The 15,124-nt window shown below is 60.1% G+C and carries 16 protein-coding genes; 11 read left to right on the top strand and 5 right to left on the bottom strand.

Going from position 1 to position 15,124, the window contains the following annotated elements:
• Positions 1-249: 249 nt before the first annotated feature.
• The 3 genes from RTH74_RS21760 to RTH74_RS21750 all read left to right on the top strand — a co-directional run bounded on the left by RTH74_RS21760 (position 250) and on the right by RTH74_RS21750 (position 2,971).
• A complete protein-coding gene (locus tag RTH74_RS21760) occupies positions 250-465 on the top strand; it encodes an MbtH family protein (protein WP_179544549.1) in 216 nt (71 codons plus the stop codon).
• Positions 465-1,241: an alpha/beta fold hydrolase gene (locus RTH74_RS21755; RefSeq protein WP_316916024.1), complete on the top strand. Its 777-nt coding sequence runs from the start codon at positions 465-467 to the stop codon at positions 1,239-1,241. Before RTH74_RS21760 ends, RTH74_RS21755 begins: the two co-directional genes overlap by 1 nt.
• Before the next feature lie 305 nt (positions 1,242-1,546).
• Positions 1,547-2,971 carry a diaminobutyrate--2-oxoglutarate transaminase gene (locus RTH74_RS21750; RefSeq protein WP_316916023.1) on the top strand — a complete coding sequence of 475 codons (1,425 nt, stop codon included), beginning with the start codon at positions 1,547-1,549 and terminating at the stop codon, positions 2,969-2,971.
• A 77-nt stretch (positions 2,972-3,048) separates the two neighbouring features.
• Here the strand turns inward: RTH74_RS21750 and sstT are convergent, their stop codons facing one another.
• Positions 3,049-4,272, bottom strand: coding sequence for a serine/threonine transporter SstT (sstT, locus tag RTH74_RS21745; RefSeq protein ID WP_316916022.1), 1,224 nt, complete (start codon positions 4,270-4,272; stop codon positions 3,049-3,051).
• A gap of 381 nt (positions 4,273-4,653) precedes the next feature.
• On the opposite strand from sstT, the gene RTH74_RS21740 reads away from it, so the two are divergent.
• Together RTH74_RS21740 and RTH74_RS21735 are read left to right on the top strand one after the other, a co-directional pair.
• Positions 4,654-5,895, top strand: a complete 1,242-nt coding sequence (locus RTH74_RS21740; protein WP_316916070.1) for a glutamine synthetase family protein — start codon at positions 4,654-4,656, stop codon at positions 5,893-5,895.
• Positions 5,896-5,934: 39 nt separating this feature from the next.
• Complete coding sequence (locus tag RTH74_RS21735; RefSeq protein ID WP_316916021.1) at positions 5,935-7,263, top strand: MFS transporter; 1,329 nt, start codon at positions 5,935-5,937, stop codon at positions 7,261-7,263.
• Between the two features lie 4 nt (positions 7,264-7,267).
• Here RTH74_RS21735 and RTH74_RS21730 read toward each other — a convergent pair whose 3' ends face one another.
• The 4 genes from RTH74_RS21730 to flgA form a co-directional block, all read right to left on the bottom strand.
• Complete coding sequence (locus RTH74_RS21730; protein ID WP_316916020.1) at positions 7,268-8,017, bottom strand: flagellar regulator YcgR PilZN domain-containing protein; 750 nt, start codon at positions 8,015-8,017, stop codon at positions 7,268-7,270.
• A gap of 90 nt (positions 8,018-8,107) precedes the next feature.
• Complete coding sequence (locus tag RTH74_RS21725; protein ID WP_316916019.1) at positions 8,108-8,575, bottom strand: flagellar export chaperone FlgN; 468 nt, start codon at positions 8,573-8,575, stop codon at positions 8,108-8,110.
• Positions 8,576-8,625: 50 nt separating this feature from the next.
• Positions 8,626-8,961 (bottom strand): flagellar biosynthesis anti-sigma factor FlgM, encoded by a 336-nt coding sequence (gene flgM, locus RTH74_RS21720; protein WP_003460690.1) that lies wholly within the window; start codon positions 8,959-8,961, stop codon positions 8,626-8,628.
• 135 nt (positions 8,962-9,096) lie between these two features.
• Positions 9,097-9,855 carry a flagellar basal body P-ring formation chaperone FlgA gene (gene flgA, locus RTH74_RS21715; RefSeq protein ID WP_316916018.1) on the bottom strand — a complete coding sequence of 253 codons (759 nt, stop codon included), beginning with the start codon at positions 9,853-9,855 and terminating at the stop codon, positions 9,097-9,099.
• A 77-nt stretch (positions 9,856-9,932) separates the two neighbouring features.
• On the opposite strand from flgA, the gene RTH74_RS21710 reads away from it, so the two are divergent.
• From RTH74_RS21710 to flgE, 6 genes are all read left to right on the top strand, one after another.
• A complete protein-coding gene (locus RTH74_RS21710) occupies positions 9,933-10,865 on the top strand; it encodes a chemotaxis protein CheV (protein WP_316916017.1) in 933 nt (310 codons plus the stop codon).
• A gap of 43 nt (positions 10,866-10,908) precedes the next feature.
• Entirely contained in the window at positions 10,909-11,736 is an 828-nt protein-coding gene (cheR, locus tag RTH74_RS21705; protein ID WP_099523164.1) for a protein-glutamate O-methyltransferase CheR, read from the top strand.
• A gap of 363 nt (positions 11,737-12,099) precedes the next feature.
• Positions 12,100-12,507, top strand: coding sequence for a flagellar basal body rod protein FlgB (gene flgB / locus RTH74_RS21700; RefSeq protein WP_037002939.1), 408 nt, complete (start codon positions 12,100-12,102; stop codon positions 12,505-12,507).
• A gap of 11 nt (positions 12,508-12,518) precedes the next feature.
• Positions 12,519-12,962: a flagellar basal body rod protein FlgC gene (flgC, locus tag RTH74_RS21695; RefSeq protein ID WP_013714948.1), complete on the top strand. Its 444-nt coding sequence runs from the start codon at positions 12,519-12,521 to the stop codon at positions 12,960-12,962.
• 21 nt (positions 12,963-12,983) lie between these two features.
• Positions 12,984-13,649, top strand: coding sequence for a flagellar hook assembly protein FlgD (gene flgD, locus RTH74_RS21690; RefSeq protein WP_099523162.1), 666 nt, complete (start codon positions 12,984-12,986; stop codon positions 13,647-13,649).
• Between the two features lie 36 nt (positions 13,650-13,685).
• The gene (flgE, locus tag RTH74_RS21685) at positions 13,686-15,056 is read left to right on the top strand and encodes a flagellar hook protein FlgE (RefSeq protein WP_316916016.1); all 1,371 of its coding nucleotides are present in this window, start codon (positions 13,686-13,688) and stop codon (positions 15,054-15,056) included.
• Positions 15,057-15,124 lie beyond the last annotated feature (68 nt).

The following is a 15,124-nucleotide window of genomic DNA, read 5'->3' as shown; positions in this document are numbered from 1 at the left end:
GGGGCGAGAGGGGAAGGGGTTATCTGAGCCATGCTTGATATTTGCTGGTGAGACTCGTTATCACTTGAGGTGCCGGCAGTATAAACACACCTCATCCTGCAAGCGAACCGGACAGTGGTGCCGGGGTGAGAGAAACCTCAAAATTGGTTAATGATAATTGTTATTAACTGTATTATTCTGCATTCGCTTGCATGGCGATCGATAAATGGCCGCGAGCATTTGCATCGTCAGTTAAAAACGGAGTGAAACATGAGTCTGGACAGTCCTGAAACACGCTTCCTGGTTGTGGTCAACGCTGAAGAGCAATACTCCATCTGGCCTGAGTACAAGGAAATACCGCAAGGCTGGCTCGAAGCCGGCAAGCAGGGCAGCAAGGAAGAATGCCTGGCCTACATCGAAACGGTGTGGACCGACATGCGCCCGCTTAGCTTGCGTCAAGCCATGCAGGGGCAAGGGCGCGTTTGATGCATCAGCCATCCAGCTACTGGTTTTCTCTGTTGACTGGTGGCGCCCATCGGCCTGCGTTGCGGCTTTACTGTTTTCCTTATGCTGGGGCTGGGCACACGGTTTTTCAGCATTGGCGTGTTGGGTTACCGAGCGATATCGAGCTGGCTCTGATCAAATTGCCGGGGCGCGGGGCGCGTTTCGGCGAGCCTCGGGCGACTTCATTGGCCGAGTTGGCCGAAGCCCTGACCGTGGCAATCGTCCAGGCCAGTACCGATGGCATTCCCTTCGCTTTCTTTGGCCACAGCATGGGCGCGCTACTGGCTTTCGAGACGGCGCGCCGGCTGGCTCGGCAGGAATTGTCGCCGGCCCTGTTGCTGGTTTCGGCACGCACTGCGCCAGTCGCCCATGGCTGGCGCGAGCGGGTCGCGGATCTGCCGTCTGCGCAGTTTCTCGAGGTCATCCGTGGCATGAACGGGATGCCTAGGGAGGTGCTGGACAACCCTGAGTGGATCGAACTTTTCCTCCCGATCATCCGGGGTGATTTCGCGCTTTGCGAAGATTATCGCTACAGCGCTGCGCCGGCGTTGCCGTGCGCGATCCATGTGCTGGCTGGAGAGGCGGATGCCAGTGTGCCTCTGTCACTGCTCGATGGATGGGCTCAGGAAAGTCAGGCCGAGTGCCGGACATGGCTGTTTCCCGGCGGTCATTTCTATCTGTTCGAGCAGGAACCCGAATTGTTCGCCCTGCTGCAACGCCTGTTGCTGAGTGAGCCACTGCGACAATTCGCCAACTGACTACAGCGATCATCGCTGCCGCTCTAAGTCCATTGTTTCCTGCCGCGTTGATAACGGGGTTGCGGTGGCGCCAGTAGAAACCGGGCGCTTTCTGTATCTGTGACGCATCTCGCGTGTCATGTTTGATTAATATAATGATAGTAATTATCATTTATAAAATGCCGTTCACCACGAATATGCAGGGGCATTGCTGCGGGCCGATCGACGGCGTCGGAGTGTTGCCAGGATGGTGATGCCATCGCATCGCTTGGCTCCCGTGGTGTCTGTCAGATCACGCGCCACTGGCGCGACACGAGGATGCAGTCATGAATGCGATCACCCCGATTTCCACCACCATCGTCGATCTACAGAGCCGGCACAGCGGGCTCCGTCAATGCTACTGCCTGGACAGCACGCCATTGCTGCAACGGCAAACACAGCGCGAGTCGAATGCGCGCAGCTATCCGCGGCGCATACCGCTGGAGTTGAAGCGGGCACAAGGTGTTTACGTCGAGGATTCGCGCGGGCAGGTCTACATCGATTGCCTGGCGGGGGCCGGTACGCTGGCGCTCGGGCACAATCATCCGGTGGTGGTCGAGGCGATCCAGCGAACCCTGGCATCGGGCATCCCATTGCACACCCTTGATCTGAGCACCTCGATCAAGGATGCCTTCGTACAGACCCTGTTCGATCTGCTGCCGAGTGAGTTCGCCAAGGACGCGCGTATCCAGTTTTGCGGCCCGACCGGGGCGGATGCGGTGGAGGCGGCGCTCAAGCTGTCGCGTACGGCAACCGGGCGGCAGAGCGTGCTGGCGTTCCATGGTGCTTACCATGGCATGACCCTTGGCACGCTCTCGATCAGCGGCAATCTTGGACCGAAGAGTGCGTTGGGTGGGCTGCTGTCTGGTGTGCAGTTCCTGCCGTATCCACATGAATACCGCTGCCCGTTCGGGTTGTCCGGCGAGCAATCGATCGATGCCAACCTGCATTACATTCGCCACCTGCTCAGCGACCCGGAAAGTGGCGTGACTCAGCCAGCCGCGATGATCCTGGAAACGGTGCAAGGCGAGGGCGGCGTGATTCCCGCGCCTGATCGCTGGCTGCAGGGGCTGCGGGCTATCACCCGTGAGCATGGCATTCCGCTGATTCTCGACGAGATTCAGTGCGGCATCGGCCGTACCGGTGATCTTTTCGCCTTCGAGCGCAGTTCGATCAGTCCCGATGTCATCACGCTGTCGAAAGCCATCGGCGGCGGTTTGCCGCTCTCAGTGGTGGTCTATCGTGGCGAGCTCGATCAATGGCAGCCGGGCGCCCATGCTGGCACCTTCCGTGGTAACCAGTTGGCCATGGCCGCTGGTGATGCCACCTTGCGCTTCATTCAGCGCGAAGGCATCACCGAGCACGTCCGCGGCGTCGGTGCGCGGTTGCAAGGCGTCTTGCAGGGGCTGCAAGCCGAGTTCGATTGGGTGGGGGATGTACGAGGCCGTGGCCTGATGCTGGGCATGGAGATCGTCGACCCGTCCCGCAATGACGGTGCTGGTCGTCCCGTGGCTGATGGTGAACGGGCGCGCAAACTGCAGCGTGCTTGTCTAGAGCGCGGGTTGATCGTCGAGCTGGGCGGGCGCCACGGGGCGACCGTCAGGTTCCTGCCGCCGCTGATCATCAGCGAGGCCGAGATCGACCTCGTCGGGCAGATTCTCTACCAGGCCGCCCAGTCCGTTCAGGGGTTCGCTCTGGCAGCGCAGCAGTGAGCTGCATGCGACAAGTTTGAGCTCTTGCTCCGTGTGATAGAAAGAAGGCTTGCGCATCGCACAAGCCTTCTTTTGTTTCAGCCCTGGTGTTCTTCTTTCGCCATGCAGGCAGCCGCCGTGAACAGCACGTCGGTAGAAGAGTTCAGCGCGGTTTCTGCCGAGTCCTGAACGATGCCGATGATGAAACCGATGGCGACGATCTGCATGGCCACCTCATTAGGTATACCGAACAGGCTGCAGGCCAGCGGGATCAGCAGCAGCGAGCCGCCAGCCACGCCCGAGGCGCCGCAGGCACTGATCGAGGCGAGTACGCTGAGCAGCAGGGCAGTGGGCAGGTCGACGGGGATCTCCAGAGTGTGCACGGCCGCCAGGGTCAGGACGGTGATGGTGATGGCCGCACCGGCCATGTTGATGGTGGCGCCGAGTGGAATGGAGACGGAGTAGGTTTCTTCGTGCAGGTTCAGGTCCTCGCACAGTTGCAGGTTGACCGGGATGTTGGCGGCCGAACTGCGGGTGAAGAAAGCGGTGATCGCACTGCCACGCAGGCAGGTCAGCACCAGCGGGTAGGGATTGCGACGGATCTTCCAGTACACCAGCACCGGGTTCATGACCAGGGCCACCAGCAGCATGCAGCCGACCAGCACCACCAGCAGATGCAGGTAGCCCAGCAGGGCGTCGAAGCCGGATTCGGCCAGGGTCGCTGCGACCAGGCCGAAGATGCCCAGCGGCGCCAGGCGGATCACCAGCTTGACGATGGCGGTGACAGCATTGGACAGGTCGCCGAGCAGTTGTTTGCTGCTGGTACTGGCATGGCGGAAGGCAAAACCGAGGCCGATGGCCCAGGCCAGAATGCCGATGAAGTTACCCTTCAACAGAGCATTGACGGGGTTGTCGACCGCGTTCATCAGCAGGGTCTTGAGCACCTCGCCAATGCCGCCGGGCGGTGTCAATTCTGCGGCCTGGCTGCTCAGCACCAGCGAGGAGGGGAAGGCGAAACTGGCCACCACCGCGACCAGTGCGGCGCTGAAGGTACCGATCAGGTACATCATCAGGATCGGGCGGATATGGGTCTGCTGGCCTTGCTGATGGTTGGCGATGGACGACATCACCAGGATGAGCACCAGCACCGGAGCCACCGCTTTCAGCGCCGAGACGAACACGTTGCCGATGAAGCCAACCGACAGGGCGGTCTGCGGGGCGATGATGGCAAGGGCGATACCTGCGAGCAGGCCGATGATGATCTGCGTCACCAGGCTGGTGCGGTTGAGGAGCTGCAAGGCAGGGTGGATGGCTTGGGACATCGCGTGGTTCTCTGGTTGCTGAGCACGGCGCAGGTGGCGCTGAGCCTGGATCGAGAGGGCTTCCAGCACCGCCTCGGGAGGTGGGCCGAAAAAATAGCGCGCGACTCTAGCACAGCCTCGCCGGGCTTCGGTCCAGGCGCCAGGCAACTGGACGACAGGGTGCAAGCCGGTGTCGCATCTCGGTAAGCTTCGCCTGCTTGAAATATCGAACGACTGATGCGTATTTTGTACGCTGCGCCGCCATAGAGCGGTATTTGCGTCATTCAAGGACAACAGACAATGAGCACTGCCAGCCGCTGCGACCTGGAAACCCTGCTGCAGGGTATCGACGAGATCGATTGCGTAACCCCCGACCTCAATGGCGTCCCCCGTGGCAAGGTGATGACCGCGGCCGGTTTTCTCGAGGGGCGACGTTTGCAGCTCGCTCGCGGCGTACTGTTGCAATGCATCATGGGTGGTTATCCGCCGGCACGCTTCTACGGCGGTGACGATGGTGATCTGGCGCTCAATGCCGAACCTCGCCAGATCCACCGTCTGCCCTGGAGCGAGTCGCCGCGCGCGCTGGCCATCTGCGACGCGGACGAACTGGACGGGCGCAGCTCTGGCCTGTCCACTCGTGGCCTGCTCAAAGGGGTATTGGCGCGTTACGCCGAGCATGGCTGGCAGCCGGTGGTGGCGACCGAACTGGAGTTCTTCGTGTTTGCCGCCAACCCTGATCCGCAGCAGCCATTCGAGCCGCCGGTGGGCTTGGATGGTCGTCGCGAGGACGGCGGCTCGGCGTTCAGTGTCAGTTCCGGCAATGGCCTGCGGCCGTTCTTTGCCGAGGTCTATCGCTGTATGGAGGCGCTGGGGCTGCCGCGCGACACCTTCATGCACGAGATGGGTGTCAGTCAGTTCGAGATCAACCTGTTGCATGGCGACGCGTTGCAGTTGGCCGATCAGACCTTCCTGTTCAAGCATCTGCTCAAGGAGGTCGGCTTCAAGCATGGTCTGTCCGTGGTCTGCATGGCCAAGCCGCTGGCGCACACACCGGGCAGTTCCATGCACATTCATCAGAGCGTGGTGGAGCAGGGTAGCGGCCGCAATATCTTCACTGCCGACAATGGCGAGGCCACGCCAGCCTTCTACCACTTCATCGGCGGTCAGCAGGCGGCGATGGCCGATTTCACCCTGCTTTTCGCGCCGCACGTGAATTCCTACCAGCGCCTGTGCCATCCCTATGCATCGCCGAACAATGCGTGTTGGTCTGCCGACAACCGCGCTGCTGGGCTGCGTATCCCGGCCAGTGCTCCGGTTGCACGGCGAGTGGAAAATCGCCTGCCAGGGGCTGATGCCAACCCTTATCTGGCTTTGGCCGCCAGCCTGGCCGCTGGTCTGCATGGTCTTGAGCGTGAACTGCAACCGAGCGCGCCGATCCAAGGCGAGTTCGAGGTGCCAGAAGAATTGGCGCTACCCTGTACCATGCACGCCGCTATCGAGCGTCTGAAACGCAGCGAGCTGGCCGTAGAACTGTTCGGTGCTGAATTCATCGAAGGTTACATCGCCAGCAAGGCCCTGGAGCTGACCAGCTTCTACGATGAAATTACGCCCTGGGAGCGCCGCGTTCTCGCCGCACAGGCCTGACGCCAATCCCGGTTACCGAACAAGGAGCTTTACCCGCCAATGCGATTGATCTGGAAGTCATTCCGCTCACTGTACTTTGCCACTCTGCTGATGCTGCTCGGCTCAGGTTTGCTGAGTACTTATCTGGCACTGCGTCTGGCCGATACCGTGGATGGTCTGTGGGTCGGTGCGTTGATGGCGGCCAACTATTTCGGCCTGGTGCTGGGTGGCAAGCTGGGGCATCGGTTGATCGGTCGGGTCGGGCACATCCGTGCCTACGTGGCCTGCGCCGGGGTGGTTACCGCAGCGGTGCTTGGCCACGGTCTGGTGGAGTGGCTGCCGTTCTGGTTATTCCTGCGCATGCTGGTGGGTCTGGGCATGATGTGCCAGTACATGGTCATCGAGAGCTGGCTCAACGAGCAGGCGGAAGTCAAACAGCGTGGCCTGGTGTTCAGTGGCTACATGGCGGCTTCCTATCTGGGGCTGATCCTTGGCCAGCTGGCTCTGGTCCTGCATCCGACGCTGGGGTTGGAGCTGTTGATGCTGGTCGCTCTTTGCTTCGCGCTGTGCCTGGTGCCGGTGGCGTTGACCCGGCGCCTGCACCCGGCACCGTTGCATCCGGCGCCGTTGGAGCTGCGTTTCTTTCTCAAGCGTGTGCCGCTGTCACTGACCACTATCTCGGTGGCCGGTTTGCTGATCGGCTCGTTCTACGGTCTGGCGCCGCTATACGCCACGCGGATGGGCTTGTCGACCGAGCAGGTGGGTCTGTTCATGGGTAGCTGCATTCTTGCCGGCTTGCTGGTGCAATGGCCGCTGGGCTGGCTATCCGATCGGCATGATCGTGTGCGCCTGATTCGTGGCTGTTCGGTCTTGCTGCTGCTGGCTGCCTTGCCGCTGGCGGCAATGCCGGAGGTCTTCCTCGGCTTGCTGTTCGGCGTTGGCTTTCTGGTCAGCCTGATGCAGTTCAGTCTTTACCCACTGGCAGTGGCCCTGGCCAATGACCACGTCGAGCCCGAGCGCCGCGTGTCCTTGACGGCCATGCTGCTGGTCACCTTCGGCGTGGGGGCGTGTATTGGCCCGCTGCTGGCTGGCGTGCTGATGCGTTTCTACGGCGCCAACATGCTCTATGTGTTCGTCAGCGTTTGCGCGTTGATTCTGGTCTGGCGCATTCGTCCTGAAGTGGTGACTCACTTGCATCAGGTCGATGACGCGCCGCTGCACCATATGGCCATGCCGGGTAACGTCACCAGTTCACCGCTGGTCGCTGCGCTCGACCCGAGGGTCGATGAGCAGACAGTGCAGGAGCAGATGCAGGAGCCTGCCGCAGCTGCGGCAGCGGCGGCTGAAGAGGAACAGCAGAAAACGCAGGCGGAGCAGCAGCGGCTGTAGGGCGTCAGAAGGCCCCGTCGCTCTCGGTGCGGCGGGCCTCGCGTTGCAGTTGATAGACGAAGCGCTCGACCTGGCGTTGCTCCAGACCGGTCATGCGATGAAAACGAGTGCCGACGAAGGTCATGTCGACCTTGTCCTCGTATTGCACGTGACGTAACTCCACAGCGCAGGTCATGTTGCCAACGGGCAGGTAAGCGGTGAGTCGCTCGTGCACCTGGCCATTGCTCAGTTGCTGGCTGAGATTGCCGGCGAAACGCAGTTTGCAGCCGGTGGCCGAGATGTCCAGCAGATGGCCTGGCAGCGGCTCGCGCAGCTTGTCGCCATTGAGTACAACCTTGACCAGATCGCTTTGCTTTAGTTGTGCGCGAAAGGCGCTGCGGCGCTGGTGATAGATCACCTCAGTAGGGAGCGGCGCCCAGTAGCAGGGTGCTCCCTCGAGCTCGCCGAGCTGCACGTCATGATCACAGGTCCAGGCGACTCGTACTCCGTCGCGAAACGCTTCTATGTTAAAGGTTTCACCCTGCTTGAGAAAACGCTCACCATCGTTGGGGATGATTTCGTCCAGTGCCACGCGAGCACGGTCTTTATCGATTTCAACCAGGTAGCTTTGGAAGCGCAGGCCGCGCCCCTTGAACTGAATGATCAGGGGGTCATGGTACTGTTGCAGTTGACGCAGGGTGGCAATGATCTCGACGGATGTCTTGAGCACCTTGGGCGGCTGAGGACCGCTCTCGTCGTTGAACGCGCTGGACACAGGACGGAACTCTCCGGTTCATGAGCTATAACGGCACTAGCATACTGGCAGAGTGCCTGCATGTCCCTGTGCTTTTTGTTGGGGGATGGCTCAGGCCTGGCTGAGCGGTCTTTGCTGCGCGATTCTAGCGGCACTACCACGGCTGTCATAGAGGCCGGGTGTCTCTGCGCCGCGCAGAATACCAAGGACGCTGCCGACCGAGGCCTGGTTGGCGCGAATCAAACGCCCATTGCGCAGATTGGCCTCCTGGCAGCGCTGCAGGAGAGTGGACAGTTCTTCACTGCGCCCCAGCAGCTGATCACCTACGGAGGACTTGCTCGCCAGCGCGGTGAGCCCTTCGCGATCTGCACTCAGACCGGCGTTTTGCAGCAGACGGCTGCGCTCGTTGCCGTGCTGTTGAAGCAGGGCAAGCAGAGGTTGTTTTTCACTGAGCAGGCTGTCGAGGCGCGGCAGGTCGCGTTCGGTGAGGGCCTGGAATTCGCTATCGATCAGCTCAAGCAATTGCTCGGCGGTGCCGATATCGTGGGTGAAGAGGTCAAGCAAGGCTGTGTCGTTCATGGCGGGCTCTTGGGGGTCGGGCGTCCAACACCCCCAGCGCAGCCCTGAGACTAGCGCTGGGATTCGAAGTCGAGCAGTTTCTGGGCGACGCGTTTGCTGTCGACCTGATAGCTGCCATCAGCGATGGCCTGTTTCAGCTGGGCCACACGCTCCTTGTTGACGATTGGCTGATCACGCAGCTTCTCGCCGATTGTTTGCAACTGCTGTGCCTCACGGCTCAGTTGCACCGATTCACCGCTCTTGGTGTTGGTCTGTTCATCAGTACCGGTGACAGGCGCTTTGTTCGGCTGTGCCGACTCATTGCGATTGCCAGCCTGAGTCGCGCCGGTACGCCCCGCATTGGCGGGCGTATTGGCATTGTTCAGCCGGTTGAAGTCGATGACCATGATGCAGAACCTCAGACGATATGGTGGACGCTTGCCATGCTTCTCGGCTGCTGCCAGGAAAACTTTAGGATTAATTTCATCGCGTCGTTAAACAGTGTAGGGAATCGCCAGACCTTTGCGCTACAAGAAACATGCCTACATTGATACTTCTACCTGCCCTGGCCCGACTACACGAGCGCGAACCACTCGCTGCGAGCGTAGGTTACGCACGTTGATCTGCTCGCCCGGGGCCCCGTCGGTCAGGGCTTCGCCGGGCATGCGTACGTTGACCGTGGAGCCACGAGCGCTGATCACCACCTGATCTCCTCGACGAATGACCTCGGCTACTTGCAGGTGGATAGACATAAGAATCTGGTCACTGCCGAGCTGGCGCGTCAATTTCTTGCCGATCGCCTGATTCAGGTCGGTGAGAAAGTTCTGACCCAATTGACCGACATCGCGTTCAACCAGGCTCAGATCCGTAGCTTTGACTACGCTCATGCGCTTGAGGGGGCGAGTCAGTACGACAATGGGGCGATACAAGCGCACTTCAGCGGGCACGAATACTGTCCACGGAGCGCTGCCGTCACAGCGCACGCGCGTAGTGACACGGCCCAGCGGCTGAGCTGGGCTCTCCAGCGTGGTGGTCAGCGGCTGATCACACAGTGGCAGGCGCAACCGCGGGTCGAGGCGATTGACGCGAATCTCATGGCGACCCTGAATTTCGCTACGCTGTAGATATTCAGTGGTCGCCTGCTCAAGAAAGGCCTCAGTGGCGCCGATAAGTTCTTCAGTGCTGGTGAAGGTCGCCGCCGCTGTAGCGCTGTAGCCGAGGATCGGCAAAGCGAGTAAAACGGGCAAGGGCACAAGGCACTTTGCCAGTAGCTGACGGAATGATGACGTTCTCTGCTTCATAAGCAATGCAAAGCAAGCCCCGTGCCGCCTGCTAGGCTCATTGGGGTAGGCGTTACTAGACGAGAAGGAGTCCGGGCATGGCCGGGTTGATGGATTCGGTTAACCAGCGCACGCAGCTGGTAGGGCAGAACCGCTTGGAGTTGTTGCTGTTTCGCCTGGAAGGCCCACAGCTTTACGGTATCAACGTATTCAAGGTGAAAGAGGTGCTGCAATGCCCGAAACTCACCATCATGCCCAAATCCAGTCCGGTGGTACGGGGTGTAGCCAACATTCGCGGGGGCACCATTCCGATTCTCGATCTTTCCATCGCGACCGGCCGCGCTGCACTGGAAGATCTGAAGACCAGCTTCGTGATCATCACCGAGTACAACACCAAGGTTCAGGGTTTTCTGGTGCGCTCGGTCGAACGTATCGTCAACATGAACTGGGAGGAGATCCATCCACCACCCAAGGGCACGGGGCGCGATCACTACCTGACAGCGGTTACGCGGCTTGACCAGCAGTTGGTCGAGATTATTGATGTCGAGAAGATTCTTGCCGAGGTTGCGCCGACCTCGGAAGTGATCTCTGTTGGCGTCATCGATGATCAGGTGCAGAGTCAGGCGGTGACCAAACATGTGTTGATCGTCGATGACTCCTCGGTGGCGCGTAAACAGGTTTCTCGCTGCTTGCAGACCGTTGGCGTTGAGGTGACCGCGCTGAACGATGGCCGTCAGGCGCTCAATTACCTCAAGAAAATGGCGGACGAGGGGCAGAATCCCGACAAGGAATTGCTGATGCTGATTTCCGACATCGAGATGCCCGAAATGGACGGATATACGCTGACTACGGAGATTCGTAGTGATCCACGCATGCAGAAGCTGCATATCCTCCTGCATACTTCGCTCTCCGGTGTGTTCAACCAGGCGATGGTGAAGAAGGTCGGTGCTGACGACTTCCTCGCCAAGTTCAAGCCAGATGATCTGGCGGCGCGTGTGGTCGATCGCATTCGTGTATCGGATGGGGGCTGAGGGGCGACCTTCGGCGAACGTTATGGTTGCAGAGGCGGCACTAGTGTCTTCAGGTAATTTGGATTTTGAGCAGTTCCGGACTTTCCTGGAAAAGGCCTGCGGTATTTTGCTTGGTAGCAACAAGCAGTACCTGGTCTCCAGCCGTCTGAACAAGCTGATGGAACAGAACGGCATCAAAACCCTGGGCGAACTGGTGCAGCGCATGCAAAGCCAGCCGCGCGGAGGCCTGCGTGAGCAGGTCGTCGATGCCATGACCACCAACGAGACCCTGTGGTTTCGTGACACTTATCCCTTCGAGGTGCTCAAGAATCGCGTGCTGCCGGAGTTGATCAAGGCTTACCCGGCCCAGCGCCTGCGTATCTGGTCGGCAGCTTGTTCGTCCGGCCAGGAGCCTTACTCGCTGTCGATGTCCATCGACGAGTTCGAGCGCACCAACCTCGGTCAGCTCAAGGCAGGTGTGCAGATCGTTGCCACCGACCTTTCGCCGTCGATGCTGACCAATTGCAAATCCGGCGAGTACGACAGCCTGGCCATGGGCCGTGGCCTTTCGCAGGAGCGTCTGCAGCGCTACTTCGACCCCAAAGGGCCGGGGCGCTGGCAGGTCAAGGCGCCGATCAAGAGTCGTGTCGAGTTCCGCCCGCTGAATTTGCTGGATAGCTACGCGGCGTTGGGCAAGTTCGACATAGTTTTTTGCCGCAACGTACTGATCTACTTCTCGGCAGAAGTGAAGAAGGACATCCTGACGCGTATCCATGCCACGCTGAAGCCGGGTGGTTATCTGTTCCTCGGCGCCTCCGAGGCGCTAAATGGCCTGCCAGAGAAGTACCAGATGGTGCAGTGCAGTCCGGGGATCATCTACAAGGCCAAATAACCGCAAGGCATGTTTGGTATCAGCAACGGGAGGCCTTTGGCCTCCCGTTTGCGTTTCCAGAGCTGGAGATGATGGTTCGGCTGCGCGTGACCGGTTGGGTAGGGTGTGCTGTGCGCACCAGCGACCTGGCGGGGCTGAAGAGCCGGTGCGCATGGCGCACCCTAGGGTTCGGTGGGCGGCAATCTGTCAGGTTGGCTTTGCCGCCTGCTTGCCAATAGGCGGTAAAGCCTTGCCGCTTTGCCGCTATTCGTCTATTCGGTATCAATTAAGCTATTGATTTTATTGGTTTAAATGAGTTGGCACAGCCTTTGCTGAATATCTTGCAACAGAGACCACATGGCCCAAGCGGCAAAGGTTCGGAACATGAGCATCAACTTCGGCAGAGCACTCGGCATCCACGAACAGGCCCTCGGTTTCCGCGCCCAGCGCGCCGAGGTGCTGGCCAACAACATCGCCAACGCCGACACGCCGAACTACAAGGCTCGTGACCTGGACTTCGCCAGTGTCCTGGCTGAGCAGAGCAATCGCATGCAGCGTGGTGGCGTTTCCCTGAATCGCACCGATAGCCGCCACATTCCGGCCGAGGGCATCAGCAGCGGCGAAGCTGAGCTGCCGTACCGCACGCCGTTCCACGCGTCGCTGGACCAGAACAGTGTCGACCTGCAGATCGAGCAATCGAACTACGCCGAAAACTCGGTGCAGTTCCAGGCCAGCTTCACCTTTCTCAATAGCAAATTCAAAGGGCTGACTGCAGCCCTGCGTGGCGAATAAGGAGCGCGACCATGTCCCTTGCCAGTGTCTTCAACATCGCCGGAACCGGCATGAGCGCGCAGAGCACTCGCCTGAACACCATTTCCAGCAACATCGCCAACGCAGAAACCGTGTCCTCGAGCCTGGACCAAACTTACCGCGCTCGCCACCCGGTGTTCGCCACCGTATTTCAGCAGGCACAAGGTGGCGACCGTGGTTCGCTGTTCGCCGAGCAGGATGAGGCTGGTCGTGGTGTCCAGGTGCTCGGCGTGATCGAGGATCAGAGCAGCCTGATGCCGCGCTACGAGCCGGATCATCCGATGGCTAACGCCGATGGCTACGTCTACTACCCGAACGTCAACGTGGTCGAGGAAATGGCCGACATGATTTCCGCCAGTCGCGCCTTCCAGACCAACGTTGAAATGATGAATACCGCCAAACAGATGCTGCAGCGCGTGCTGACCCTGGGTCAGTAAGCCAAGACGAGGAGACTAGGGATGAGCACAGTAAGCGGCACTGGCTCGGTACTGGATCAGTATCAGCACAAACCGGACGCACCGAAGAGCAATGACCTCGGCAAGAACGAGTTCCTCAACTTGCTGGTCGCGCAGCTCAACAACCAGAACCCGCTGGAGCCGCAGGGCAACGGTGAGTTCATCGCCCAGTTGGCGCAATTCAGCCAGGTCGAAGGGATCGAGAAGCTCAACACCAGCATGGGTTCGATGCTGTCCAGCTTCCAGTCTTCGCAGGCGTTGCAGGCGTCTTCTCTGGTCGGTCGTAAGGTGATCGTGCCGAGCGAGAAGGCCGTGGTCGATACCAGTGAAAGCTTCAAGGCCAGCACTGTTCTGCCGGTCAGCAGCAGCAACGTGTACGTCAACGTCTATGACAATTCCGGCTCGCTGGTCACCCGCGTCAACCTGGGCGAGCAGGCTGCCGGCAACGTCAGTTTCATCTGGGATGGCAAGGATTCCGACGGCAACGTGGCGCCGCCGGGCACCTACAAGTTCGAGGCGCAAGCCACCTACGGCAGCGAAACCAAGGGGCTGTACACCTTGCTCCCGGCTAACGTCGACAGCGTCACCCTGGGCGGTAGCGAGCTGATGCTCAACCTCGCCGGCCTGGGCAGCGTTCCGCTTTCTCAAGTGCAGGTCATCGGCCAATAACTATTGCCGCCGGCAGTTCCGGCAAAGGAGTCTTCCATGTCGTTCAATATTGGTCTCAGTGGCCTGCGTGCCGCGACCAGCGACCTCAACGTCACCGGCAACAACATCGCCAACGCCGGTACTGCGGGTTTCAAGCAGTCGCGCGCCGAGTTCGCCGACGTTTATGCCGCTTCCGTTCTGGGTACCGGCAAGAATGCGCAGGGCAGTGGTGTACTGCTGGCAGACGTGTCGCAGTTGTTCAACCAGGGCAACGTCAACTACACGAACAACGCGCTGGATCTGGCCATCAATGGCAACGGTTTCTTCGTGACCAGCAACAACGGTGAGATTGGCTATACCCGCGCCGGTTACTTTGGCACCGATCGTGATGGCTATATCGTCAACAACTTCGGTTATCGCTTGCAGGGCTATACGGCCGATGACAGCGGCAATATCCTGCCGGTACAGGCAGATCTGCGTATCAGCGCCGGTCAGCAGGAGCCCAAGGCGACCACCAGTGTTACCCAGCGCCTCAACCTGAACTCCAATGCTGTGCGGCCTGCCAACGCGGGAACCATGGCGGCACCGACCTTCGACCCGAGCGATTCGAAGTCCTTCAACTGGTCCACTTCGACCAATATCTACGATTCGCAGGGCAATGCTCACGTGATGAGCCAATACTTCGTCAAGAACGAAGCGCCGGCCAACAACGGCTGGGTGATGCATGTGCTGATCGATGGAGTCAATCCGCGCGACCCATCCAGTACTCAACCATTCAGCTATGCGGTGAACTTCGATGCCGCCGGACAACTGGCGACGCCGGCATTCACCCCGCTGGCCAGCACGCCGGCCAACCCGGCGCTGGATGCGCCCGCCATTCCGGTAGGCACGCCCAATGGCATCTTTGCGTTGGCTGATACCGATTGGGTGCCGGCTGAGAAAGACCCGGTCAACCCTGGAACCATGGTGCCCAACGGCGCTGACAGTGAGGCCTTCACCTTCGATATGCGCGGCTCGACCCAGTACGCGGCCTCCTTCGGGGTCAACGCTGTCAGCCAGGATGGTTACACCACAGGTCAGCTGGCGGGTATCGAGATCGACGACACCGGGGTGATCTTCGCTCGTTACACCAACGGCCAGTCCAAGGTGCAAGGGCAGGTGCTGCTGGCGAACTTCGCCAACGTTCAGGGGCTGACGCCAGTGGGCAAGACGGCCTGGGCGCAGTCGTTCGAATCCGGCGAGCCGGTGATTGGCACGCCGCGCAGCAGTACTCTGGGTGCTCTGCAGGCAGGTGCACTGGAGGATTCCAACGTCGAGTTGTCGGATCAATTGGTGAACCTGATCGTGGCTCAGCGCAACTACCAGGCCAACGCCAAGACCATCGAGACCGAAAGCGCCATCACCCAGACGATCATCAACCTGCGTTGATGATCGGAGGGGGGCAAAGCGGCAAGCCTGGCTTGCCGCTTTGCCGTTCCTGGGCCGGCAAAACCTCG

The sequence above is a fragment of the Pseudomonas sp. zfem001 genome (assembly GCF_032621725.1).
GTDB classification, from domain to species: Bacteria; Pseudomonadota; Gammaproteobacteria; order Pseudomonadales; family Pseudomonadaceae; genus Aquipseudomonas; species Aquipseudomonas sediminis.
Note: the sequence above shows the minus strand (reverse complement) of the source record. Positions and strands in the feature narration are given on the sequence as shown.